At 71.1% G+C, this 24,672-nt stretch carries 10 protein-coding genes and 5 pseudogenes; 9 read left to right on the forward strand and 6 right to left on the reverse strand.

Features of this window, described 5'->3' with window-relative positions; translation table 11 throughout:
• Positions 1 to 76 precede the first annotated feature (76 nt).
• From gltB to E3Z34_RS10035, 4 genes and pseudogenes are all read left to right on the forward strand, one after another.
• Positions 77 to 3,841: a glutamate synthase large subunit gene (gene gltB, locus E3Z34_RS10025; RefSeq protein ID WP_420818949.1), complete on the forward strand. Its 3,765-nt coding sequence runs from the start codon at positions 77 to 79 to the stop codon at positions 3,839 to 3,841.
• A gap of 83 nt (positions 3,842 to 3,924) precedes the next feature.
• Positions 3,925 to 4,311 (forward strand): annotated as a pseudogene (locus tag E3Z34_RS20275) (GltB/FmdC/FwdC-like GXGXG domain-containing protein); the annotation flags it as partial.
• 339 nt (positions 4,312 to 4,650) lie between these two features.
• Positions 4,651 to 6,109: pseudogene (locus E3Z34_RS10030) on the forward strand (glutamate synthase subunit beta).
• 60 nt (positions 6,110 to 6,169) lie between these two features.
• Positions 6,170 to 6,863 (forward strand): annotated as a pseudogene (locus E3Z34_RS10035) (MBL fold metallo-hydrolase).
• 1,051 nt (positions 6,864 to 7,914) lie between these two features.
• Here the strand turns inward: E3Z34_RS10035 and E3Z34_RS10045 are convergent.
• The 4 genes and pseudogenes from E3Z34_RS10045 to rpsA form a co-directional block, all read right to left on the reverse strand.
• A pseudogene (locus E3Z34_RS10045) lies at positions 7,915 to 8,898 on the reverse strand (TerC/Alx family metal homeostasis membrane protein); the annotation flags it as partial.
• Between the two features lie 106 nt (positions 8,899 to 9,004).
• On the reverse strand, positions 9,005 to 11,116 hold the full coding sequence (gene uvrB / locus E3Z34_RS10050; protein ID WP_134773476.1) for an excinuclease ABC subunit UvrB: 2,112 nt from the start codon (positions 11,114 to 11,116) through the stop codon (positions 9,005 to 9,007).
• A 43-nt stretch (positions 11,117 to 11,159) separates the two neighbouring features.
• A complete protein-coding gene (pepN, locus tag E3Z34_RS10055; RefSeq protein ID WP_158288655.1) occupies positions 11,160 to 13,649 on the reverse strand; it encodes an aminopeptidase N in 2,490 nt (829 codons plus the stop codon).
• Between the two features lie 95 nt (positions 13,650 to 13,744).
• A complete protein-coding gene (gene rpsA, locus E3Z34_RS10060; protein ID WP_134773478.1) occupies positions 13,745 to 15,196 on the reverse strand; it encodes a 30S ribosomal protein S1 in 1,452 nt (483 codons plus the stop codon).
• Between the two features lie 187 nt (positions 15,197 to 15,383).
• On the opposite strand from rpsA, the gene E3Z34_RS10065 reads away from it, so the two are divergent.
• From E3Z34_RS10065 to E3Z34_RS18940, 5 genes and pseudogenes are all read left to right on the forward strand, one after another.
• Complete coding sequence (locus E3Z34_RS10065; RefSeq protein WP_238695107.1) at positions 15,384 to 16,265, forward strand: class I SAM-dependent methyltransferase; 882 nt, start codon at positions 15,384 to 15,386, stop codon at positions 16,263 to 16,265.
• A 143-nt stretch (positions 16,266 to 16,408) separates the two neighbouring features.
• The gene (locus tag E3Z34_RS10070; RefSeq protein ID WP_420818997.1) at positions 16,409 to 17,674 is read left to right on the forward strand and encodes a branched-chain amino acid ABC transporter permease; all 1,266 of its coding nucleotides are present in this window, start codon (positions 16,409 to 16,411) and stop codon (positions 17,672 to 17,674) included.
• A 14-nt stretch (positions 17,675 to 17,688) separates the two neighbouring features.
• On the forward strand, positions 17,689 to 18,666 hold the full coding sequence (locus E3Z34_RS10075; RefSeq protein WP_134773480.1) for a branched-chain amino acid ABC transporter permease: 978 nt from the start codon (positions 17,689 to 17,691) through the stop codon (positions 18,664 to 18,666).
• A gap of 73 nt (positions 18,667 to 18,739) precedes the next feature.
• Entirely contained in the window at positions 18,740 to 19,606 is an 867-nt protein-coding gene (locus E3Z34_RS10080; protein WP_202977101.1) for an ABC transporter ATP-binding protein, read from the forward strand.
• Positions 19,603 to 20,383: pseudogene (locus E3Z34_RS18940) on the forward strand (ABC transporter ATP-binding protein). Before E3Z34_RS10080 ends, E3Z34_RS18940 begins: the two are co-directional and overlap by 4 nt.
• A 111-nt stretch (positions 20,384 to 20,494) precedes the next feature.
• Here the strand turns inward: E3Z34_RS18940 and E3Z34_RS10090 are convergent.
• Together E3Z34_RS10090 and polA are read right to left on the reverse strand one after the other, a co-directional pair.
• Positions 20,495 to 21,757: an ABC transporter substrate-binding protein gene (locus E3Z34_RS10090; protein WP_338043712.1), complete on the reverse strand. Its 1,263-nt coding sequence runs from the start codon at positions 21,755 to 21,757 to the stop codon at positions 20,495 to 20,497.
• Between the two features lie 173 nt (positions 21,758 to 21,930).
• Complete coding sequence (polA, locus tag E3Z34_RS10095) at positions 21,931 to 24,654, reverse strand: DNA polymerase I (RefSeq protein ID WP_134773482.1); 2,724 nt, start codon at positions 24,652 to 24,654, stop codon at positions 21,931 to 21,933.
• Positions 24,655 to 24,672: the final 18 nt, after the last annotated feature.

Raw genomic sequence — 24,672 nt, forward strand, 5'->3', positions numbered from 1 at the left:
CTCGCCCGGGTCGCCGATGCCCCGTGCACCCGTCCGGCGACCTCCCCCGGTGAGCCCTGTCCAGATCGGTGATCCCATGACCGAGACCACCACCCGACCCTGGTCCCCGCTGCGCCCCGTCCCCGGCGCCACCCCCCAGGGCCTCTACGACGGACGCCACGAGCACGACGCCTGCGGGGTGGCCTTCGTCGCGACCCTGGACGGGGTTCCCCGGCACTCGACGGTGGCCCAGGCGCTCACGGCGCTGGCCAACCTCGACCACCGCGGCGCCGTCGGTGCCGAGGAGAACACCGGCGACGGCGCAGGCATCCTCACCCAGATCCCGGACGGCTTCCTCCGGTCGGTGCTCCCCTTCGAGCTCCCGGCCCCGGGGCGGTATGCGGTGGGCATCGTCTTCCTCCCGGGCGACGGCTCGGCGGACGCGGTGGCCGAGGAGATCGAGCAGATCGTGACGCGCTGCGGCCTGCGGGTGCTGGGCTGGCGCGAGGTGCCCGTCGTCAGCGACATGGTCGGGCCCACGGCGCTGGCGGTGATGCCGGTCATGCGGCAGCTCGTCGTGGCCGCGGGCGAGGCGGCTCCGGACGAGGAGGGGCTCGTGCTGGAGCGCCGGGTCTGGTGGTGCCGCAAGCAGATCGAGCGCCGCACCGCGGCCTACCCCTGCTCGCTGTCCACCCGGACCATCACCTACAAGGGGATGCTCACCACCGAGCAGCTGCCCCGATACTTCCCCGACCTGCTGGACGAGCGCTACGCCAGCGCCCTGGCGGTCGTGCACTCGCGGTTCTCGACCAACACCTTCCCCTCCTGGCCGCTGGCCCACCCCTACCGGCTCGTGGCCCACAACGGGGAGATCAACACCGTCAAGGGCAACCGCAACTGGATGAACGCCCGGGAGTCCGCGCTGCGCAGCGACCTCTTCCCCGGGGACCTGGCGGAGACCTTCCCCATCTGCACCCCCGACGCCAGCGACTCCGCGACCTTCGACGAGGTGCTGGAGCTGCTGCACCTCGGCGGGCGCTCGCTCCCGCACGCGGTCCTCATGATGATCCCGGAGGCGTGGGAGAACAACCCCGCGATGGACCCGCGGCGACGGGCCTTCTACGAGTACCACTCCCAGCTCATGGAGCCGTGGGACGGCCCGGCCAACCTGGTCTTCACCGACGGGACCCGGGTCGGGGCGGTCCTCGACCGCAACGGCCTGCGGCCCTCCCGCTACTGGGTCACCGCCGACGGGCTGGTCGTCCTGGGGTCCGAGACCGGGCTGCTGGACCTGCCCGCGGACCGGGTGGTCCGCAAGGGCCGGGTCGCCCCGGGACGGATGTTCCTCGTCGACCTCGAGCTGGGGCGGATCGTGGAGGACGAGGAGATCAAGGGTGAGCTGGCCTCCCGCCGGCCCTACCAGGAGTGGCTCGACACCCATCTCGTCCACATGAGCGACCTGCCCGAGCAGGTGCACGTGCGGCACACCCACGCCTCGGTGACGCGGCGCCAGCAGATCTTCGGCTACACCGAGGAGGAGCTGCGCATCATCCTGGCCCCCATGGCCCAGACGGGCATCGAGCCGATCGGCGCGATGGGCACGGACACCCCGATCGCGGTCCTCTCCGACCGCCCGCGCCTGCTGTTCGACTACTTCGTCGAGGCGTTCGCCCAGGTCACCAACCCCCCGCTCGACGCCATCCGGGAGGAGATCGTCACCTCGCTGGCCGGCTCCACCGGGCCGGAGCCCAACCTGCTCGCGGAGACCCCGGAGCACGCCCGGCAGGTGGTGCTCCCCTTCCCCGTCCTCGACAACGACCAGCTGGCGCAGCTGCGACGGATCAACCTCGAGGGTCAGCACCCGGACTTCGCCCCGGTGGTCGTGCGAGGCCTCTACCGCGTCGACGGTGGTGCCCCGGCCCTCGAGCGACGGCTCGAGGAGATCTGCGCCGAGGTCGACGAGGCCGTCGCCCGAGGCGCCTTCTTCGTCGTCCTGTCCGACCGGCACACCGACCGCGAGCACGCCCCCATCCCCTCCCTGCTGCTCACCAGCGCGGTCCACCACCACCTGGTCCGCAACCACACCCGCACCCGGGTCGGTCTGCTCGTCGAGGCCGGTGACGTGCGGGAGACCCACCACGTCGCGACCCTCGTCGCCTACGGGGCGGCCGCCGTCAACCCCTACCTCGCCATGGAGACCGTGGAGCACCTGTGCACCGCGGGCCAGGTCCTGGACGGCCTGGACCCCGACGTCGCGATCGCCCACCTCATCAAGGCGCTCGGCAAGGGCGTCCTGAAGGTCATGTCGAAGATGGGCATCTCGACCATCGCGTCCTACCGCGGGTCCCAGACCTTCGAGGCGGTCGGGCTGTCACGGGAGCTCGTGGACCGGTGGTTCACCGGCACGACGAGCCAGATCGACGGCGTGGGCCTGGACGTGATCGCCGAGGAGGTGGCCCGCCGGCACGCCCGCGCCTACCCCCTGTCCGGGATCCCGCCCTACCACCGCGAGCTCGAGGTGGGCGGGGAGTACCAGTGGCGGCGTGAGGGACCGCCCCACCTCTTCAGCCCCGAGGCCGTCTTCCGGCTGCAGCACGCCACCAGGGAGGGGCGCTACGACGTCTTCCGGCAGTACACCGACCTCGTCGACGACCAGTCCGAGAGCCTGAAGACGCTGCGCGGGCTCTTCGCCCTGCGACCCGACCGGGAGCCGGTGAGCATCGACGAGGTCGAGCCGGTCAGCGCGATCGTCAGGCGCTTCGCCACCGGCGCCATGTCCTACGGGTCGATCTCCCAGGAGGCGCACGAGACGCTCGCCGTGGCCATGAACCGGCTGGGCGGCAAGTCCAACACCGGCGAGGGCGGTGAGGACGTCGACCGGCTCCTGGACCCGGCACGACGCTCGGCGATCAAGCAGGTCGCCTCGGGCCGTTTCGGCGTCACCTCCGCCTACCTCGTCCACGCCGAGGACATCCAGATCAAGATGGCCCAGGGCGCCAAGCCCGGCGAGGGCGGCCAGCTGCCCCCGGGCAAGGTCTACCCGTGGGTGGCCCGCACCCGGCACTCGACGCCGGGGGTGGGGCTCATCTCGCCCCCGCCGCACCACGACATCTACTCCATCGAGGACATCAAGCAGCTCATCCACGACCTCAAGAACGCCAACCCCCGGGCCCGCATCCACGTCAAGCTCGTCAGCCAGGTGGGCGTCGGCACGGTCGCTGCGGGGGTCGCCAAGGCCAAGTCCGACGTCGTCCTGATCTCCGGGCACGACGGGGGCACCGGGGCCAGCCCGCTCACCTCGCTCAAGCACGCCGGCACGCCTTGGGAGCTCGGGCTCGCGGAGACCCAGCAGACCCTGCTGCTCAACGGGCTGCGCGACCGCATCGTGGTCCAGTGCGACGGACAGCTCAAGACCGGGCGGGACGTCCTGGTCGCCGCCCTGCTCGGTGCCGAGGAGTTCGGCTCTCGCGACCGCCCCCCTCGTCGTCTCGGCTGCGTCATGATGCGTGTCTGCCACCTCGACACCTGCCCGGTGGGCGTCGCGACCAGAACCCGAGCTGCGCGAGCGCTACACCGGAAGGCCGAGTTCGTCATCACCTTCTTCGAGTTCATCGCCCAGCAGGTGCGCGAGCTGCTCGCCGGGCTGGGTTACCGGAGCCTGGACGAGGTGGTGGGGACGCACCGACCTGCTCGACACCAGCGCGGCGGTGTCCCACTGGAAGGCGACGGTCTGGACCTGCGCCGATCCTGCACCGCCCGGACCTGCCGGAGGGCACGTCACTGCGGTCCACCACCACCCAGGACCACGGGCTCGACGTGGCCCTGGACAACGAGCTGGTGGCGCTGGCCGCACCCGCCCTGACGGACGGCACCCCGGTGCGTGCCACCGTGCCCATCACCAACGTCAACCGCACGGTGGGCACGCTCCTGGGCCACCACGTCACCGTGGCCGCAGGGCCCGACGGGCTCGCGGACGGCACGATCGACCTCACCCTCACCGGATCGGCCGGACAGTCCCTCGGTGCCTTCCTCCCCCGCGGCGTCACCCTGCGCCTGGTCGGGGACGCGAACGACTTCGTCGGCAAGGGCCTCTCGGGCGGCCGGATCGTCGTGGTCCCGCCGCAGGACGCCCCCTTCGAGGCCGCGGACCAGGTCATCGCCGGCAACGTCATCTGCTACGGCGCGACGTCCGGCCAGGTCAACCTGCGCGGCACGGTGGGCGAGCGCTTCTGCGTCCGCAACTCCGGCGCCACCGCCGTCGTCGAGGGCGTCGGCGACCACGCGCTCGAGTACATGACCGGGGGCAGGGCGCTCATCCTGGGACCCACCGGCCGCAACGTCGGGGCAGGGATGTCGGGAGGGACCGCCTTCGTGCTCGATCTCGACAGCTCCCGGCTCAACCCCCTGGCCACCTCGTCCGGTGACCTGCACCTCGCCCCGCTGCGGGAGACCGAGCACCGTGACGAGGTGCACCGGCTGCTCGAGGAGCACCTGGAGCTCACTGGCAGCCCGGTGGCCCGCGACCTGCTGGCCGACCCCGGATGGGTCGACCGGTTCACCGTCATCACCCCCCGCCAGTACGCCAGCGTGCTGCGCATCCGCGCCGAGGCCGAGGCCCGCGGCGACGACCCAACGGCCCGCACGCCTGGTCGCTCATCCTGGAGGACTCCCATGGCTGACCCGCACGGCTTCCTGACCCACCGCGAGCGGGAGAACCGGCCCAGCCGCCCCGTCCCGGTCCGCATCCGCGACTGGAAGGAGGTGCACGACGAGCAGGACACCAAGGTGCTCCAGCGCCAGGCGAGCCGCTGCATGGACTGCGGCATCCCGTTCTGCCACCAGGGGTGCCCGCTGGGCAACCTCATCCCGGAGTGGAACGACCACACCCGGCGCGCCAACTTCGCCGACGCCATCGAGCGGTTGCACGCCACCAACAACTTCCCGGAGTTCACCGGGCGCCTCTGTCCCGCGCCCTGCGAGACGGCCTGCGTCCTGGGCATCAACCAGCCGCCGGTGACGATCAAGCAGATCGAGGTCTCCATCATCGACCGGGCCTTCTCCAACGGCCGGGTCACGCCGCAGGAGCCGGAGTGGCTGTCCGGGCGGACGGTGGCCGTCGTGGGCTCCGGCCCCGCCGGGCTCGCCGCGGCCCAGCAGCTGGGACGCGCCGGTCACACGGTCGTGGTCTACGAGCGGTCCGACGCGGTCGGCGGGCTGGCGCTACGGCATACCGGAGTTCAAGATGGAGAAGGCGGTGCTGGACCGCCGGCTGGTCCAGCTGCGCGGGGAGGGCATCCGCTTCCGGACCGGTGTCACCGTCGGCGGCGACGGACCGGACGACCTGTCGCTGGCCGAGCTGCGCGAGCGCTTCGACGCCGTGGTCCTGGCGACCGGGTCCACCGTGCCCCGCACCCTGCAGGTGCCCGGGGCGCACCTGGACGGTGTGCACCCCGCCATGGACTACCTGGTCCCGGCGAACAAGGAGGCCCTGGGCGGACCCCGCGGGCTGGACGCCGAGGGCAAGGACGTGGTCATCATCGGGGGTGGGGACACCGGCGCGGACTGCCTGGGCACCGCCCACCGCCAGGGTGCGCGCTCCGTGCTCCAGCTCGAAATCATGCCCACGCCCCCGTCGGAGCGGCCGCAGCACCAGCCCTGGCCCACCTACCCCATGCTCTACAAGGTCACCGAGGCGCACGAGGAGGGGGGCGAGCGCACCTACGGCGTCTCGACGGTCGAGGTGCTCGGGGACGACGAGGGACGGGTGCGGGCCCTCACGATGGTCGAGGGCGCCTTCGTGGACGGCCGCTTCGTGCCGACCGAGGGCACCGAGCGGGAGATCCCCGCCCAGCTGGTCCTGCTGGCCATGGGCTTCGTCGGCCCGGACGAGTCGGCGGCCCCGGCGGAGGCGTTGCCTCGCACCAGGGCGAACACCTACGAGCGGGACGCGTCCTTCGCCACCCCGTTGGAGGGGGTCTTCGCCGCCGGTGACTGCGGGCGGGGCCAGTCGCTCATCGTGTGGGCGATCGCCGAGGGCCGGGCGTGCGCCGCCGCCGTCGACCGCTTCCTCACCGGGTCCACCACCCTGCCGGCCCCCGTCCGGCCGACCGACCGCGCCCTGACGGTCTGAGACCGTGCGGGTCCGGGACCTCCGGGCGGTCGTCCGCGACCGGTCCCTAGACTCGGGGCCATGACCAGCAGCGACCCCGCCGCCCCGGGCGCCCCGGGCGACCCCGCCGGGCACGTCTCCCCCGGAGGACCTGCCTGGATCCTGCCCTTGCCAGGGGCCGTCGTGCGGAAGTTCAGCGTCTCGGACATGGACAACAACGTCTACCTGCTCACCTGCGGGGCGACCTCCGAGCACCTGCTCGTCGACGCGGCCGACGATGCCGACCGCATCCTGGCCGAGCTCGACCTCGCGGGGGCGGCCTGGGTCAGGTGGTGACCACGCACCGCCACTGGGACCACTCCCGGGCCCTCGAGGAGGTCGTCCGGCGCACCGGTGCCGCACCCTCGCCGGTGACGCCGACGCCGACGAGCTGCCGGTGCCGACCGGCACCAGGCTGACGCAGGGCGACACCGTGCAGGTGGGACGTCTGACCCTGGACGTTCTCGCCCTGCGGGGGCACACACCGGGCTCGGTCGCGCTCGCCCTCACGGTGCCGGACCACCCCGTCGTGCTTCTCACGGGCGACAGCCTCTTCCCCGGCGGGCCGGGCAGGACGGGTGGCGCGGAGGACTTCGCCAGCCTCATGGACGACCTCGAGAAGCGGGTCTTCGCGGTCTACGACGACGCCACGCTGGTCCTGCCCGGGCACGGTGACAACACGACCCTGGGGGCCGAGCGTCCCCAGCTGGCCGGCTGGCGTGAGCGGGGCTGGTGACCGGCCCCTCCGCCCCGGCCGCTCCGCCCCGGGTGCACCCGGTCGTCCTGGTCCTGCTGGCCGTCGTCTCGGTCCAGTTCGGGGGCGCCCTCGCGGCGACCCTGCTCCCGCTCGTCGGGGTCTTCGGCTCCGTGGCGCTCCGCCTGGGCCTGGCCGCGGCGATCCTGTGGCTCGCGGTCCGACCGCGGCTGCGGGGGCGGACCCGGCAGGACTGGGCGGTGGTGAGTCTCTTCGCCCTGGCGCTGACCGCGATGAACCTCAGCTTCTACGGCAGCCTGAACCCGGCTGCCGATCGGGGTCGCCGTCACCATCGAATTCCTGGACCCCTCGCCCTGGCCGCCGTCCTGTCCCGCCGGGGCGGGACCTGCTCGCGGTGGCGGCGGCCCTCGTCGGGGTACTGCTCATCTCCCAGGCCCTCACCACCCCCTGGGCCGAGCTGGACCTGGTCGGATCGGTCGGCGGCCACCGCCGGTGCCTGCTGGGCTGCCTACATCGTCCTGAGCCGGCGCACCGGGGCCCGGTTCTCCGGCTGGACGGGATCGCGATCTGCATGGCGATGGGCGCCGTCGTGACCCTCCCGCTGGGCCTGCTCACCGCGGGGTCCGCCTGTGGTCGCCGGACGCGCTGGCGCGCGGGCTGGGATCGCCCTGCTCAGCTCCGCGATCCCCTACAGCCTGGAGCTCATGGCGCTGCGCCACCCTCACCTCGGGAACCTTCGGCGTGCTCCTCAGCCTGGAGCCCGCAGCCGCGGCGCTGGCCGGGCTCCTCGTGCTGGGTCAGGTCCTCGAGCCGCTGCAGCTGGCCGGTATGACGCTCGTCGTCGTCGCCAGCATCCTGGTGCTGGCCGACCGTCCCGGCGGGCAGCGCCGGCCTGACCCCGGTCAGTCCCCCTCGCGCGGTCGCGGATCGACGGGCCCGTGCCCTCCGGCGCGCTGTCCTGCACCTCGTGGTCCCGCTTCGGGTGGTAGTCGTGGATGGAGACCTCGTCGAGGTTGAGGTTGGCCTTGTCGTAGTCCTCGGCCGCGCTCCCGCTGACCTCCGGCAGGCCCTTCCTCCGGTCGCTGGCCGTCTTGAGCAGGCTCGCCACCGCGGTGACCCCGAGGATGACGACGATCGCGCCGAGCGAGAACCAGATGGGGATGTCCCAGACCGGGACGTGCTCCCCCCCGTTGATGAAGGGCAGCTCGTTCTCGTGCAGGGCGTGCAGGATGAGCTTGACGCCGATGAAGGCCAGGAGCACGGCCAGCCCCAACCCGAGGAAGACCAGCCGCTTGAGCAGGTCGCCGAGCAGGAAGTAGAGCTGACGCAGGCCCATGAGGGCGAAGACGTTGGCCATGAGGACGAGGTACGGCTCCTGCGTCAGGCCGAAGATCGCCGGGATGGAGTCGAGGGCGAAGAGCAGGTCCGTGGTGCCGAGCGCCAGGATGACGATGAACATCGGGGTGAGGACCTTCTTGCCGTTCTCCACCACCCGCAGCTTCGTGCCGCCGTCCCAGGACTGGGTGACGGGGAACCGCTTCTCGACGGCCCGCAGCAGGGCGTTCTCCTCGAACTCCTCCTCACCCTCCTCGTCGTGGCCGAGGTTCTCCTTGGCCAGCTTGACGGCGGTGTAGATGAGGAAGGCGCCGAAGAGGTAGAACACCCACGACCACTGGTTGATCGCGGCCGCCCCGACGAGGATGAAGATCGCCCGCATGACCAGGGCCATGACGATGCCCACCATCAGCGCGAACTGCTGGTACTTCCGAGGCACGCCGAACTTGGCCATGATGATGAGGAAGATGAACAGGTTGTCGATGGACAACGAGTACTCGGTCAGCCATCCGGCGAAGAACTCACCGGCCAGCTGGCCGCCGGCCGCGACGAGGACCCCGAGCCCGAAGAGGACGGCCAGGCTGACGTAGATCGTCAGCGCCACCGTCACCTCCTTGCGGGAGGGCTCGTGGGGGCGACGACCCAGCACCAGCAGGTCGAAGGCGAAGATCACAGTGATGATGAGCAGGGTCGTGATCCAGACCCAGCCGGGGACGTCCATGCAGAACTTTCACTTTCGCTAGCCGGACACGTGCGCCGCCGTCCGTGCGGGGACGCAGCAGGCGGGGGCTGCCCCCCTCGTCGATGAACCTCACCATGATGCCACGTCAGCCGGTGGCCTCCCGCATCTGGCGCAGCTCCTTCTTCAGGTCCGAGATCTCGTCGCGCAGCCGGGCCGCCAGCTCGAAGTGCAGGTCGGTCGCGGCCTGGTGCATCTGCTCGGTGAGCTCGTGGATCAGGGTCGCGAGCTCGGTGGCCGGCATGTCGTCGCTCACCCGCCGCTGACCGGCAGGAAGACCGGCGGCGACCGCGGCACCGGCGCCCCGACCCCGGCCCTTGCCGCGGGACTGCGACCGGCCGCTGCCCATCAACGCCTCGGTGTCGGCATCCTCCCGCTCCAGCAGGTCGGTGATGTCCGCGATGCGCTTGCGCAGCGGTGTGGGGTCGATGCCGTGCTCCCGGTTGTAGGCCAGCTGCTTGTCCCTGCGGCGGTTGGTCTCCTCGATGGCCGCATCCATGGAAGGGGTGACGGTGTCGGCATACATGTGCACCTGGCCGGAGACGTTGCGGGCCGCTCGGCCGATGGTCTGGACCAGCGACCTGGTGGAGCGCAGGAAGCCCTCCTTGTCGGCGTCCAGGATGCTGACCAGCGAGACCTCGGGAAGGTCCAGGCCCTCCCGCAGCAGGTTGATGCCGACCAGGACGTCGTACTCCCCCAGGCGCAGCTCCCGGAGCAGCTCCACCCGGCGCAGCGTGTCGACCTCCGAGTGCAGGTAGCGCACCCGCACCCCCTTGTCGAGCAGGTAGTCGGTGAGGTCCTCGGCCATCTTCTTGGTGAGGGTGGTCACCAGCACCCGCTCGTCGCGGGCCGTGCGCAGCCCGATCTCGTGCAGCAGGTCGTCGATCTGGCCCCGGGTCGGCTTGAGCACGATCTCGGGGTCCACCAGCCCGGTCGGGCGGATGATCTGCTCGACCACCCCGTCGGCCTTGGCCATCTCGTAGTCTCCCGGCGTCGCCGACAGGTAGACGGTCTGCCCGATCCGCTCCAGGAACTCCTCCCACTTCAGCGGCCGGTTGTCCATCGCGCTGGGGAGCCGGAAGCCGTGCTCGACGAGGGTCCGCTTGCGTGACATGTCCCCTTCGTACATGGCGCCGATCTGCGGCACCGTGACGTGGGACTCGTCGAGCACGAGCAGGAAGTCCTCGGGGAAGTAGTCGAGCAGGCAGTGGGGGGCCGTCCCGGGGCCCCGCCCGTCGATGTGCCGCGAGTAGTTCTCGATCCCGGAGCAGGAGCCGACCTGGCGCATCATCTCGATGTCGTAGGTCGTGCGCATCCGCAGGCGCTGGGCCTCGAGCAGCTTGCCCTGCCGCTCGAAGGTCTCCAGCTGGGCGGCCAGCTCCGCCTCGATGCCCCCGATCGCCCGCTCCATCCGCTCCGGACCGGCCACGTAGTGCGAGGCAGGAAAGACATACATCTCCTGCTCCTCGCGGACGATCTCACCGGTCACGGGGTGCAGGGTGTAAAGGCGGTCTACCTCGTCCCCGAAGAGCTCGATCCGCACGGCCAGCTCCTCGTACTGCGGGATGATCTCGACCGTGTCGCCCCGGACCCGGAACGTGCCGCGGGTGAACGACATGTCGTTCCGGGTGTACTGCATGGTCACGAACTGGCGCAGCAGCTGGTCACGGTCGACCACGTCCCCGACGCGCAGCTTGACCATCCGGTCGACGTACTCCTGGGGGGTGCCCAGGCCGTAGATGCAGGACACGGAGGCGACCACGACCACGTCCCTGCGGGTGAGGAGGCTGTTGGTCGCCGAGTGCCGCAGCCGCTCCACCTCGTCGTTGATCGAGGAGTCCTTCTCGATGTAGGTGTCGGTCTGCGGGACGTAGGCCTCGGGCTGGTAGTAGTCGTAGTAGCTCACGAAGTACTCGACCGCGTTGTGCGGCAGGAGCTCGCGGAACTCGTTGGCCAGCTGGGCGGCGAGCGTCTTGTTGGGCGCCATCACCAGGGTGGGGCGCTGCACCTGCTCGATGAGCCAGGCGGTCGTCGCCGATTTGCCGGTGCCGGTGGCACCGAGCAGGACGAGGTCCTCCTCGCCGGCGTTGATCCGCCGGGCCAGCTCGGCGATCGCGGCGGGCTGGTCCCCGCTGGGGCGGAAGTCCGACTCGACGCGGAACGGCGCGACCGTGCGCTGGAGGTCGGTGACTGGTCTCATACCCCCACGCTAACGCCGCAGACCCACAGACCCTTCCCGTCGCTCAGGGCCGACCGGCAGGCGACGTCCCCGGCGGGAGCAGGCCCTGGTCGTGCGCCAGGTCGGCCCAGGCCCGGGCCAGGGCGGGCGGCAGACCGTCGGCCTGCGCCGCCTCCCGCAGCGCGGCGAGCTGCTCAGGGAGCAGACGGAAGGACGGCGCCGACCGGCCGGCCACCAGGGCCATCGCCTGGCCGCGACGGGCCACGCCGGCCATGTCCCTCAGAGAACGCTCGACCAGGGGGTCCACCAGGTGGCGCTGCTCCGCCGACCAGACCCCCCGGGCCAGGGCGAGCACCTCGCGGTTGCTGGTGCGGTCGTCGGCCATCCGGGCCAGCGCCCGCTCCTTGGCCTCGGGCGTGGGCCGGGCCGCCTCGGCCGAGAGCAGGGCCAGCCGCCCCGCGGCCGAGGGGTCCGCGGCGGCCTCCGCCGCCGCCAGCTCCCCGACGTCGGACCCCAGCTCGGCCAGCCGCAGGATCACCTCCCAGCGGTGCGCCTGCGACAGCGGCCCGTGCCCGGCCCCGTCCGCCAGCCACGACCGCAGCAGGGCGGTGTCGTGCAGGGTCGAGACCGCCGCCCCGGTCGCCGTCTGCACCAGGGCCTCCGGCACTCCGGGCCGCCGCAGCAGTGTCAGCGCCACCTGGCCGATGCGCTCCGCGAGCGGCGGCACCTGCGTGGGCAGGCCCACCTGGTGCACGGCCTGGACGGCTCTGGCCAGGACGAGGTCGGGGATGATCTCGGAGGTCTCCCCGGGCAGGTGCCGCTCCAGCGCCGTGACGAGGTCCGGCACCGGCAGGCGCCCCCGTGAGGTCAGCTCCAGGACGGTGGCCCAGAGGACGGCCCGGGGGTGCTCACCCGGCACGGCGCCGAGCACCTCCAGGGCGGTGGCCAGCCCGGCAGGGTCCAGCTCGACGCGGGCGAAGGTGTCACCGTTGCTGTTGGGCAGGACGAGGTCGGCCTCCGGGAGCCCCAGCGTCGGAGCCTCCGGGGACAGGTCGACCACCTCCTCCCACGCCTCGTCGACCACCGGGGCACCGGCGTCCCCGGCGGGCGGGCGCACGGCATACCCCTGCACGCGGAGCCGGTGGGGGCGCTCCCCCGCCAGCTCGAGCGCGGGCCCGGGCCCGTCGCGGCGCACCCGCAGGGTGTCGACCCCCGTGGTGCGCAGCCACCGGTCGGCCCACGCCGTCACGTCGCGGTCGGTCACCGCCTGCAGGCACCCGACCAGGTCACCCAGCTCGGCGGTGCCGAACCGCGCCCGCGTCAGGTGGGCGTTGACACCGGCCAGGAAGGTCTCGTCCCCCAGCCAGAAGGACAGCTGCCGCAGGGCCGAGTTGCCCTTGGCGTAGGAGATCGAGTCGAAGTTCGAGAACGCCGAGTCGACGTCCGGCACGTCCTCGGCGCGCGGCGCCACCGGATGGGTGGAGGGCCGGTCGTCGGCGGCGTACCCCCCGGCCTTGCGACCGAGGTCGAACTCCGCCAGCGAGCCGGGCGCGGCGCCCACCTCCCCGGCCACCCGGAAGCCCAGGAGGTCGGCGAAGGACTCGTTCAGCCAGGTGTCCTCCCACCAGCGGAAGGTGACCAGGTCGCCGAACCACATGTGCGCCATCTCGTGGGCGATCGTCATCGACCGGCGCCGGGCCAGCGCCCTCGGCGTGGTGCCGGCAGGCAGCAGCTCGTCGCGGTACGTGACGCACCCGGGCGTCTCCATCGCCCCCCAGTTGTGCCCGGGCACGAAGACCTGGTCGTAGGAGTCGAAGGCGTAGGGCTCGTCGAACCGCGCGGTGTACCAGTCGAAGGCGCCCTCGGTCACCGCACGCAACCCGGGCAGGTCGCGGTCCAGGTCGTCCGCGAGGGAGGCGCGGGCGTGCCACCCGAAGGGCAGTCCGGCGTGCTCCCAGGTGCGCGACGCCCACGGCCCGGCGCAGACCGTCACGAGGTAGGTGGACAGACGGGGCGTGGTGGCGAAGGTCCAGGTGGCCGCACCCCCGTCCGGGTCGGGTCGTCCCTCCGGTCGCCCGTTGGACAGGACGGTCCACCCCTCCCGCGCCGTCACCGACACGGTGAAGGGCGCCTTGAGGTCGGGCTGGTCGAAGCACGCGAAGACCCGCCGGTTGACGTCCATGCCGCCGTAGCAGCCGAGGTAGACCTCCCCGTCCGCCGGGTCCTCGAACCGGTGCATGCCGTCCCCGTCGGTCACGTAGGGCAGCCGGGCCGTGACGACCGCCGTGCTCCGGTGACGCAGCGAGGGCAGCACCACCCGGTCGTCCCGGTGCACCTCGGCGGGGTCGAGCACGACCCCGTCCAGGACGACCTCGACCTCGAGCGCGTGCTGCAGGTCCAGGAAGGTGCTCTCCCCCGGGACCGCGGTGAAGGTCACGGTCGTCGTGGCGGTGAGGTCGTGGTCCCTCGTCAGGTCCAGGTGGAGGGCGTAGGCCTCCACCTCCTGCACGACGCGGGAACGCTCACGGGCCTGGGCAAGGGTCAGGGACGGCACGAGCACCGACCCTACGGGACGCCAGGAGGGGCACGACACCGTGGTGTCGTGCCCCTCCTGGCGATCACGGCGCGGGAGCGCCGGTCACCGTCCGCTCAGTTGCCGGTGAGCTTCTCGCGCAGCGCGGCGAGCGCCTCGTCCGAGGCGAGCGTGCCGGCGGCCTCGTCACCCTCGGAGGAGTAGCTCGCGGTCGCCGGGGCGACCTCGACGCCGACGGTGGAGTCGGCCTCCTCGGCGGCCTCGACCTGAGCCTTGTGGGCCTCCCAGCGGGAGTGGGCGTCGGCGTACTCCTTCTCCCACTTCTCCCGCTGCGTCTCGAAGCCCTCGAGCCACTCGTTGGTCTCGGGGTCGAAGCCCTCGGGGTACTTGTAGTTGCCCTGCTCGTCGTACTCCGCCGCCATGCCGTACAGCGTGGGGTCGAACTCGGCGGTGACGGCCTCGTTCGCCTGCTTCAGCGACAGGGAGATCCGGCGACGGTCCAGGTCGATGTCGATGACCTTGACGAAGACCTCACCCCCGACGGTGACGATCTGCTCCGGCAGCTCCACGTGACGCTCGGCGAGCTCGGAGATGTGGACCAGGCCCTCGATGCCGTCCTCGACGCGCACGAACGCACCGAAGGGGACCAGCTTGGTGACCTTGCCCGGCACGACCTGGCCGATGGCGTGGGTGCGGGCGAAGGTCTGCCACGGGTCCTCCAGCGTCGCCTTGAGCGACAGGGAGACACGCTCGCGGTCCATGTCGACGTCCAGGACCTCGACGGTGACCTCGTCGCCGACCTCGACGACCTCACCCGGGTGGTCGATGTGCTTCCACGACAGCTCGGAGACGTGCACCAGGCCGTCCACGCCGCCACCGAGGTCCACGAAGGCGCCGAAGTTGACGATGCTGCTGACGACGCCGGAGCGGACCTGACCCTTCTGCAGCTCCTTGAGGAAGGTGGTGCGGACCTCGGACTGGGTCTGCTCGAGCCAGGCGCGGCGGGACAGGACCACGTTGTTGCGGTTCTTGTCCAGCTCGATGATCTTGGCCTCGATCTGCTTGCCGACGTAGGGCTGCAGGTCGCGGACGCGACGCATCTCGACGAGGGAGGCCGGCAGGAAGCCGCGCAGGCCGATGTCGAGGATGAGGCCGCCCTTGACGACCTCGATGACGGTGCCGGTGACGACGCCGTCCTCCTCCTTGACCTTCTCGATCGAGCCCCAGGCGCGCTCGTACTGCGCGCGCTTCTTGGACAGGATCAGGCGGCCCTCCTTGTCCTCCTTCTGGAGGACCAGGGCCTCGACCTCGTCGCCGACCGAGACAACCTCGGAGGGGTCGACGTCGTGCTTGATGGCCAGCTCGCGCGAGGGGATGACGCCCTCGGTCTTGTAGCCGATGTCGAGCAGGACCTCGTCGCGGTCGACCTTGACGATGACCCCCTCGACGATGTCGCCGTCGTTGAAGTTCTTGATCGTCGCGTCGATCGCTGCGAGCAGCTCCTCCTCAGACCCGATGTCGTTGACAGCGATCTGGGAGATGGCCTTGTCGGCCGTGGTGGCAGTCATGTAGTAGGGGCTCCGATTGTGGACAAAGAGTATGGACGAGTGGTGGACTGTGCTTGCCCGTCACCGCGAGGAACCCGCCCCTGTCCAGGGGCACGGCACAGCGCACGCGACGCGCCGAATCAGCCTACCGGCGCGGGCGGACCAGGTCAAAGCCGGCCCGGGTCGCCGCGTGCGGCAGACTCGCGACGTGAGCACTCCTCCCCCGCCGTCCCCGGACCGCGTCTCCCGCCGGGTCGCCGACCACGACGAGACGGTCCGTGCCGACCGCGCCTGGTGGGACGCCGAGGCCGAGGGCTACTACCGCGACCACGGGCCGTTCCTCGGTGACGAAGACCTGGTCTGGGGGCCGGAGGGGTGGACCGAGGCCCAGCTGGGGCTGCTGGGGCCGGTGGCGGGGCGCGACGTCCTGGAGGTGGGTGCCGGTGCGGCCCAGGGCGGCCGGTGGTGCGCCTCCGCGGGGGCGCAGGTGCTCTCGACCGACCTGTCGGCGGGGATGCTGCGCGTGGCCCGCCGGGTGGACGCAGCCGCAGACGGGGGGTCCGGACGCACCGGCGGCCCGGCCTACGTGCAGTGCGACGGCGCCCGCCTGCCCCTGGCCGACGCGTCCTTCGACCTCGTCTTCACCGCCCACGGGGTGCTGGCCTTCGTCCCCGACGCGACCGCCTGCCTCTCCGAGTGGGCCCGGGTGCTCCGTCCGGGCGGACGGTGCGTCTTCTCCCTCCCCCACCCCTTCCGCTGGTGCCTGCCCGACGTCCCCACGGAGGCGGGGCTGGTGGTGCGCCACTCCTACTACGACCGGCGGGCCTACGTCGAGGAGACCTCGGACGGGCGGGCCACGTATGCCGAGCACCACCGGACCGTCGGCGACCTCGTCCGGTCGGTCGTGGGGGCGGGGCTCCGGCTGGTCGACCTCGTCGAACCCGAGTGGCCCCCGGGCCGGCAGCACGTATGGGGCGGATGGAGCCCGGTGCGGGGCGAGCTGGTGCCCGGCACCGCCGTCCTGGTCTGCGAACGACCTCAAGGTCACGATCTGGACACGGTCCCGCCGCCCTCTCCGTGGAGCCTCTGAGCGTCCTTTATGCTCACCCCAGCCATGTGGCCCCCCGGTCGCATGAACTCTCACCCGTGATCCAGGCTGGAGGAGCAGTGCCGCCCACCACCCCCTACCGGGAGCGCCGCCGCGTCCGGAGCCCCCTGCATGTCCTGGGGCTCCTGCTGGCGACGCTCTTCGCCTTCCAGGTGCTCGCCCCGGCAGCCTCGCTGGCCCAGGCCCCGGACGATCCGTCACAGGTCAACGTCGAGGAGCACGACCAGAACATCGCGGTCAACCTCCGCTACGACAACGAGCCGGTGGAGGGCGTGCGCATCGTGGTCTCCGGTGGCGACTACGAGGCCGAGGCGACCACCAACGACCGTGGTCAGGCCCGCATCGGCGTGCCCACCACCGACCCCTACGAGGTGCTCGTCGACGAGGAGACCCTGCCCGAGGGTGTGACCGTCACCGGTGACAACCCCATCACGGTCACCTACGGGTCCCAGTTCTTCCAGCCGGCCAACTTCTTCCTGGGTGAGGGTGAGCGCCAGACCACGGGGATGCTCGCCCAGTTCACCGAGCGGCTCATGAACGGCATCAACTTCGGCCTCATGCTGGCGCTGGCCTCGATCGGACTGTCGTTGATCTTCGGCACCACCGGGCTCACCAACTTCGCCCACGCCGAGATGGTCACCTTCGGCGCGGTGATGGCCTGGTTCCTCGGCGTGCAGCTCGGCCTGCCGATCTGGATCGCCATCATCCTGGCCGTCGCCCTCAGCGGGGTGCTCGGCCTGGCGGTCGACGCCTCGATCTGGCGGCCGCTGCGACGCCGTGGGCTGGGGCTGGTCCAGCTGATGATCCTCACCATCGGTCTGTCGCTCGCCGGACGCTACGTCTTCCAGCTCTTCATCGGTGGCGGCACCGAGCAGCTGCCCGGTGCCGGCGGGACCCGCCACCAGATCATCGGCCCCATCCGGCTCAGCACGGTGGACATGGTGAGCATGGGCATCAGCCTGGTCGTCCTCGGCCTGGTCGCCTTCTGGCTGCTGCGGACCCGCACCGGCAAGGCCACCCGCGCGGTCGCCGACAACCGCTCCCTGGCCTCGGCCAGCGGCATCGACGTCGAGGCCGTCACCCGCATCGTCTGGGTCGCCGGCGGCGCGCTGGCCGGTCTCTCCGGCATCCTGTGGGCCTACTTCCGCCCGGGCATCAAGTGGGACATGGGTGTGCAGATCCTGCTGCTCATCTTCGCGGCCGTCGTCCTGGGCGGGCTGGGCACGGCCTTCGGCGCCCTCGTGGGCGCCCTGGCGATCGGCATCCTCGTCGAGGTGTCCACCCTGTGGATCCCCTCCGACATCAAGTACGTCGGTGCCCTCGGCGTCCTCATCCTCATCCTCCTCGTCCGGCCGCAGGGGCTCCTCGGCCGACGTGAACGCATCGGTTAACGAAGGGACCCGCGATGGACTGGGGTCAGATCCTCAACAACACGGCGAGCTTCATGCTCTCGCCGGAGACCATCGGCTTCATGCTGGCCGCCATCGGGCTGTCGATCCACTTCGGGTACGCCGGCCTGCTCAACTTCGGCATGGCCGGGTTCATGGCCATCGGCGCCTACAGCTACGCCATCTCGATCCTCAGCTTCGGCCTGCCGTGGTGGGTCGCGATCCTGGTGAGCATGGTCGCCGCCGTGGTCTTCGCCATGATCCTGGGGATCCCGACGCTGCGACTGCGGGGCGACTACCTCGCGATCGTCACGATCGCGGCGGCCGAGATCGTCCGGCTGCTCTTCCAGACCCAGCTCTTCGACCGGTGGACCAACTCCGCCGACGGTCTCGGCGGCTACCACACGGGCTTCCGCGGGGCCAACCCGCTGCCCGACGGCACCTACGGGCTCGGGCCGTGGACCTACAACGAGACCGGCTGGTGGATCCGCCTCTTCGGGCTGCTGCTGGTGGCCGTCGCGGTCGTCTTCACCTGGCTGCTCATGCGCAGCCCGTGGGGCCGCGTGCTCAAGGGCATCCGGGAGGACGAGGACGCCGTGCGCTCGCTGGGCAAGAACGTCTTCCTCTACAAGATGCAGGCACTCATCATCGGCGGGGTCTTCGGGGCCCTGGGAGGCGTGGTCATCGCGCTGCCCTCCGCGGTCATCCCGCAGTACTACCTGCCCAGCCTGACCTTCTTCGTCTGGACCGCCCTCCTGCTCGGTGGTGCGGCCACGATCCTGGGGCCGGTCCTGGGCGCGGTCCTCTACTGGGCGCTCATGGCCTTCCTGGCCGGCGTCCTGCCGGCCCTGGCCAACGAGGGATGGCTACCCCTCAGCTCGAGCCAGGCCGGCAACGCGCGGTTCATCGTCGCGGGCGTGGCGCTGATGCTCCTCGTGGCCTTCCGGCCCCAGGGCATCCTCGGCAACAAGAAGGAGATGACCTTTGTCAAGTGACCAGCGCAGCAGCGACGCCGACGAAGACACCGGTGTCGAGACCCTGGAGGTCGTCCCGACGCACGAGACGCACATCGACCACGACCTGGCCACCGGGCCGGCCGTCCCGGGCGTCTCCAAGAAGGACCCGATCCTGGTCGCCGACCACATCTCGCGCAGCTTCGGCGGCGTCAAGGCGGTCGACGTCGACCACCTGGAGATCCCCCGCAACGCCATCACGGCCCTCATCGGCCCCAACGGTGCCGGCAAGACGACCCTGTTCAACCTGCTGTCGGGCTTCGACCAGCCGGACAGCGGCGAGTGGTCCTTCAACGGACGCTCGCTCGCCGGGGTCCCCGCCTGGAAGGCCGCGCGTCGTGGTCAGGTGCGGACCTTCCAGCTGACCAAGGTGCTGCAGAAGCTGACGGTCCTCGACAGCATGAAGCTGGGCGCGACGGGCCAGACCGGCGAGCGCATGCTCGCCAGCATCTTCCCCTTCCTGTGGCGTGCCCAGGAGAAGAAGATCGAGGCGCGGGCCCTCGAGCTGCTGACGAAGTTCAAGCTCTACGACAAGCGCCAGGACTACTCCGCCAGCCTCTCGGGCGGGCAGCGCAAGCTGCTGGAGATGGCGCGGGCCCTCATGACCGACCCGGAGTTCGTGCTGCTCGACGAGCCGATGGCCGGCGTCAACCCCGCCCTGGTCCAGTCCCTGCTGGACCACGTCATCGACCTCAAGAGCGAGGGGATGACCGTGCTCTTCGTCGAGCACGACATGCACATGGTCCGGCACATCGCCGACTGGGTCGTCGTCATGGCCGAGGGCCGGATCGTCGCCGAGGGGCCGCCGAAGGACGTCATGCAGGACCCCGCCGTCATCGACGCCTACCTGGGCAGCCACCTGGACGACGACCTGGGTGTCATCACGGGCCGGTACGACCAGGAGGGCCAGCGCATCTCATGAGCACCGCAGAGACCACCCCCACGACCGAGCGTGGCTCGGACCCCCGGGGCCGTTCGCTCGTCGTCGACGTCCACGACGTCACGGCGGGCTACCTCCCGGGATCGACATCCTCACCGACACCAACCTGCAGGCCTACGACGGTGAGCTCATCGGCATCATCGGGCCCAACGGGGCGGGCAAGTCGACCCTGCTCAAGGCGATCTTCGGCCTGGTCACCGTTCGTTCGGGCACCATCACCCTGCGCGGGGACGACATCACCAACCTCAAGGCCAACAAGCTGGTGGCCAAGGGCGTCGGCCTCGTCCCCAGACCGAGAACGTCTTCCCCACGCTCACCATCCGGGAGAACCTGGAGATGGGGGCCTACCAGCGCCCGTCCCAGCTCCAGGACGGGTTGGACTTCGTGGTCGACATCTTCCCGGCCCTCCGGGACCGCATGAACCAGGTCGCAGGATCGCTGAGCGGGGGCGAGCGGCAGATGGTCGCGATGTCCCGGGCCCTCATGATGCGCCCCGAGGTCCTCCTGCTGGACGAGCCCTCCGCGGGCCTGTCCCCCGTGCGCCAGGACGACGCGTTCATGCGGGTCTCCTCGATCAACCAGGCCGGTGTGACGGTGATCATGGTCGAGCAGAACGCCCGCCGCTGCCTGCAGATCTGCGACCGCGCCTACGTCCTGGACCAGGGCCGCGACGCGCACACGGGCACCGGCCGTGAGCTGCTGGGCGACGAGAAGGTGATCGGGCTCTACCTCGGCACGCTCGGCCAGGACGCCGGCTGAGCCTCGCGCGCGAGAAGAGCTCGAGCACGAGGAAGGCCCCCGGGACGATCGTCCCGGGGGCCTTCCTGCGTGGCCTTGCCGGGCCACCCGGTGAGGTGGCCCGGCTCGACGTCAGTTCTGACGGACCAGCTTGTTCTCGCCGTCGTACTCGAAGATGCCGATGGTCGCCTCGGTCGGGTCACCGTTCTCGTCGAACGAGATGGGGCCGGAGGGACCGTCGTAGTCCACGACCTCGCCGTCGATGATGGCCTGGGCCGCGTCGGCGAAGGTGTCGTACTTGTCGCCGCCGCCGGAGCCACCGGAGACCTCCTGCATCTTGGCGGCCATGTCCGGACCCTCGACCGAGTTCGCGGCCAGGGCGGCCAGCGCGGCCAGGATCACCGCGTCGTAGGACTCGGCGGCGTAGTTCCAGTTCGCCAGCTCCTCGTTGCCCGCCGCGGTCCAGACCTCGTTGAGCTGGTCGCGGAAGTCGTCGCCCAGGTCGGGGCCGGGCTGGGTGCCCTTGGAGCCCTCGAGCAGGCCCGGGTCGAAGTCCTCGCTGTAGTCGGCGATGTTGCCGTCGACGAAGTACAGGCTGCTGGTGTCGAACCCGGCGGCGTCCAGCGCCGGCAGGATGGTCTTGACCTCCTCGAAGGTGATGAGGACGATCGCGTCCGGGTTCTGCGCCATGACCGAACTGATCTGCGCGTCGAAGGTCGTGTCGCCGGCGTTGTAGGACTCGCTGGCCACCACGGTGCCGTTGGCCGCCTCGAAGGTCTCGGTGAGGACCCGCTCCAGGCCGGTGCCGTAGGCGTCGTTGAGGTAGATGATCCCCAGGTTGGCCACGCCGTCCTGCGCGATGAGGTTGCCGAGCACCTCGCCCTGGAGCAGGTCCGAGGGCGCGGTGCGCCAGTAGAGGTTGTCGTCCTCCCAGTCGGTGAAGTCCGGGGAGGTGTTGGCCGGGGAGATCATCAGACGCTCGGCGGCCACCACGTCGTCGATGAACAGCTTGGACACGCCCGAGGACGCGGCACCGACGATGACGTTGTTGCCGGCGTTGAGCAGCTGCGGGACGGTGGTCGCGTAGGCGCGGTTGTCCGGGTCGCCGGAGTCACCCAGGGTGACCTCGACGGTGATCCCCAGGTCGGCGTCGTTGATGTGCTTCTCGGCGAGCAGCACGCCCGCCTCCTCCGGGGGGCCGAGGAAGGCCAGCGACCCGGTCTGCGGCAGCACGGTGCCGACCTTCAGCGTCAGGTCGCGCTCGCCGGCCTCGCCGGTGGACTGCGCCTCGGTCTCGCCGGCGTCGTCGCCGTCGGCAGGGGCATCTCCTCCGTCGCCGCAGGCCGCCAGCATCAGGGTGGCAGCAGCAACGGCGGCGATCCCACGGGCGGTCACGGACGCTCGAGAGCGAAGAGAGGTTGGGCTCATGGTGCTCCTCGTGTCGGGATGTGGCGGCGACTGTGCCGCCACGGGTGCACTGAACCTAGGTCGGGGCACCGGGTTAGACAAGGGTGACGTGCGTGATCGTGTCCGATCGTTCCCACATCGTTATCAAGGGCGGCGCCGCGTCAGTGTGCGGCCTCGTGCCAGGTGCGTCCGAGACCGACACTGACGTCCAGAGGCACCGAGAGGTCGGCGGCCGCGCCCATCTGCTCCCGCAGCAGGGTCTCCACCTGCCCCCGCTCCCCCGGGGCGATCTCGAGCACCAGCTCGTCGTGGACCTGCAGCAGCATGCGCGAGGCGAGCCCCTGCTCCCGCAGGGCCTCCTCGGTCCGCAGCATGGCCACCTTGATCAGGTCGGCCGCGGAGCCCTGGATCGGGGCGTTGAGAGCCATCCGCTCGGCCATCTCGCGGCGCTGGCGGTTGTCGCTCAGCAGGTCGGGGAGGTGCCGACGGCGTCCCAGGATCGTCTCTGTGAAACCGGTCCTGCGGGCCTCGGCCACGACGTCCCGGAGGTAGTCACGCACGCCGCCGAAGCGCTCGAAGTACTCCTCCATGAGGCCCTTGGCCTCCCCCGTGGAGATGCCCAGCTGCTTGGACAGCCCGAAAGCGGACAGGCCGTAGGCGAGGCCGTAGCTCATCGCCTTGACCTTGGAGCGCATCTCGGGGGTGACCTCCTCCGGGGACACCCCGAAGACGCGGGAGCCGACGAAGCGGTGAAGGTCCTCCCCGCTGCGGAAGGCCTCGATGAGCCCCTCGTCGCCGGACAGGTGCGCCATGATCCGCATCTCGATCTGGCTGTAGTCGGCGGACATGAGGCAGTCGTAGTCGATCCCGGCGGACGGGTCGCGGCCCACGACGAAGATCTCCCGGATCCGGCGTCCCTCCTCGGTCCGGATCGGGATGTTCTGGAGGTTGGGCTCGGTCGAGCTGAGCCGTCCGGTGGCGGCGATCGTCTGCTGGTAGGTGGTGTGGATCCGGCCGTCGTCGGCCACCGACCTGATCAGGCCCTCGGCCGTGACCCGCAGCCGGGCCGTGTCCCGGTGGCGCAGGACCGCCTCCAGGAAAGGATGCTCGGTCTGAGCGTAGAGCCCGACGAGCGCGTCGGCGTCCGTGGTGTAGCCCGTCTTGGTCCGCCTGGTCTTGGGCAGACCGAGCGTCTCGAACAGGACCACCTGGAGCTGCTTGGGCGAGCCGAGGTTGATGCTGTCGTCGCCGATCGCGTCCCAGGCGTCCTGCTGGGCCCGCTCCATGGCGTCGGCGAACTGCGCCTCCAGCCCCTGCAGGCCGGGCAGGTCGACCGCGATGCCGGCCTGCTCCATCCTGCGGAGCACCCCGACCAGGGGCAGCTCGACCTCCCGGAGGAGTCGCTGCTCGTGATCGTCGTCCAGCTCCTCGTCCAGGGCCACCGACAGGTCGTGGACGGCGCGCGCGTGCACCATGGCGGCGCGGGCGGCCGAGCGCCGCGCCTCGGCGGCCGCGTCGACCTCGTCCCCGAAGCCGAGCTCGAGCTGCCCCTCCGACGCCTCGTCGTCCTCCTCCAGGCGCAGCTCCCGGCGCAGGTAGCGCAGGGACAGGTCCGCCAGGTCGTAGGAGCGCTGGTCGGGACGGGCGAGGTAGGCGGCCAGTGCGGTGTCGCTCACCAGGCCGGCGACCCGCAGGCCCCGGGTCTCCAGCGAGGCCGTCTGGGCCTTGGCGTCGTGCAGGACCTTTCCCCGGTCGGCGTCGGCCAACCAGCCCGCCAGCACCTGCTCGTCCTGCGGGTCGATCGTGGTCAGGTCCAGGTAGGCGGCCTGCGCGGCACCGGCCAGGCCGAGACCGGTCGCCTCCCCCTCCCCCGCGGCGGTGCGCGGCGCGGCCTGGACGACCAGGGCCGTGCGCGTCCCCGGGCCCGCGTGCTCCGCCAGCCAGTCCCGCAGCGCCCCGGGTGCGAGCTCGGCGCCCTCGACCTCGATGCCCTCCTCGGCCTCGGTCTCGGCCGACTCCAGGGTCGCGAAGAGCCGCTCGCGCAGGACGCGGAACTCCAGGCCGTCGAAGACGCGGTGCACCTCCTCCCGGTCCCAGCCCCGGGCCTCGAGGTCGGCCACCGTGACCGGCAGCGGCACGTCGGCCACCAGCTGGTTGAGCTTGCGGTTGCGCAGCACCTGGTCGAGGTGGTCGCGGAAGGCCTGCCCCGCCTTGCCCGTCAGCTGGTCCGCCGCCGCCACGATGCCGGTGAGGTCCCCGTGCTGGGCCAGCCACTTCGCCGCGGTCTTGGGCCCCACGCCGGGCACCCCCGGCAGGTTGTCCGAGCTCTCCCCCACCATGGCGGCGAGGTCGCTGTAGCGGTCGGGCCGCACGAGGTACTTCTCCTCCACCTTCTCCGGGGTCATCCGCCAGGTCTCGGAGACACCCCGCACGGGGTAGAGGAGCAGGGTGCGCTGGTCGACCAGCTGCAGGGCGTCGCGGTCACCGGAGAGGATGACCACCTCCATCCCCTCCTCGCGCGCCTGGGTGGTCAGCGTGGCGATGATGTCGTCGGCCTCGTAGCCCTCCACCTCGACATGGGTGATGCGCAGGGCGTCCAGCACCTGCTTGACCAGGTCGACCTGGCCGGCGAACTCGCTGGGGGTCACCGCCCGACCCGCCTTGTACTCGGCGTACTCCTGGGTCCGGAAGGTCTGGCGGGAGACGTCGAAGGCGACGCCCACGTGGGTCGGCGCCTCGTCGCGCAGCACGTTGATGAGCATCGAGGTGAACCCGTAGACGGCGTTGGTGCTCTGACCCGTCGTCGTCGAGAAGTTCTCGACCGGCAGCGCGTAGAACGCGCGGTAGGCCAACGAGTGTCCGTCCAGGAGAAGCAGTCGACTCACGCATGGCAGCCTATGTCC

Origin of the sequence: Ornithinimicrobium flavum, from assembly GCF_004526345.1 — a bacterium.
In the GTDB taxonomy this organism is placed as follows: domain Bacteria; phylum Actinomycetota; class Actinomycetes; order Actinomycetales; family Dermatophilaceae; genus Ornithinicoccus; species Ornithinicoccus flavus.

Coding starts and splice junctions, on each gene's coding strand:
- gltB (WP_420818949.1), top strand. CDS start 77: ATGACCGAGACCACCACCCGACCCTGGTCCCCGCTGCGCCCCGTCCCC.
- uvrB (WP_134773476.1), bottom strand. CDS start 11,116: ATGAGACCAGTCACCGACCTCCAGCGCACGGTCGCGCCGTTCCGCGTC.
- rpsA (WP_134773478.1), bottom strand. CDS start 15,196: ATGACTGCCACCACGGCCGACAAGGCCATCTCCCAGATCGCTGTCAAC.
- E3Z34_RS10075 (WP_134773480.1), top strand. CDS start 17,689: ATGGACTGGGGTCAGATCCTCAACAACACGGCGAGCTTCATGCTCTCG.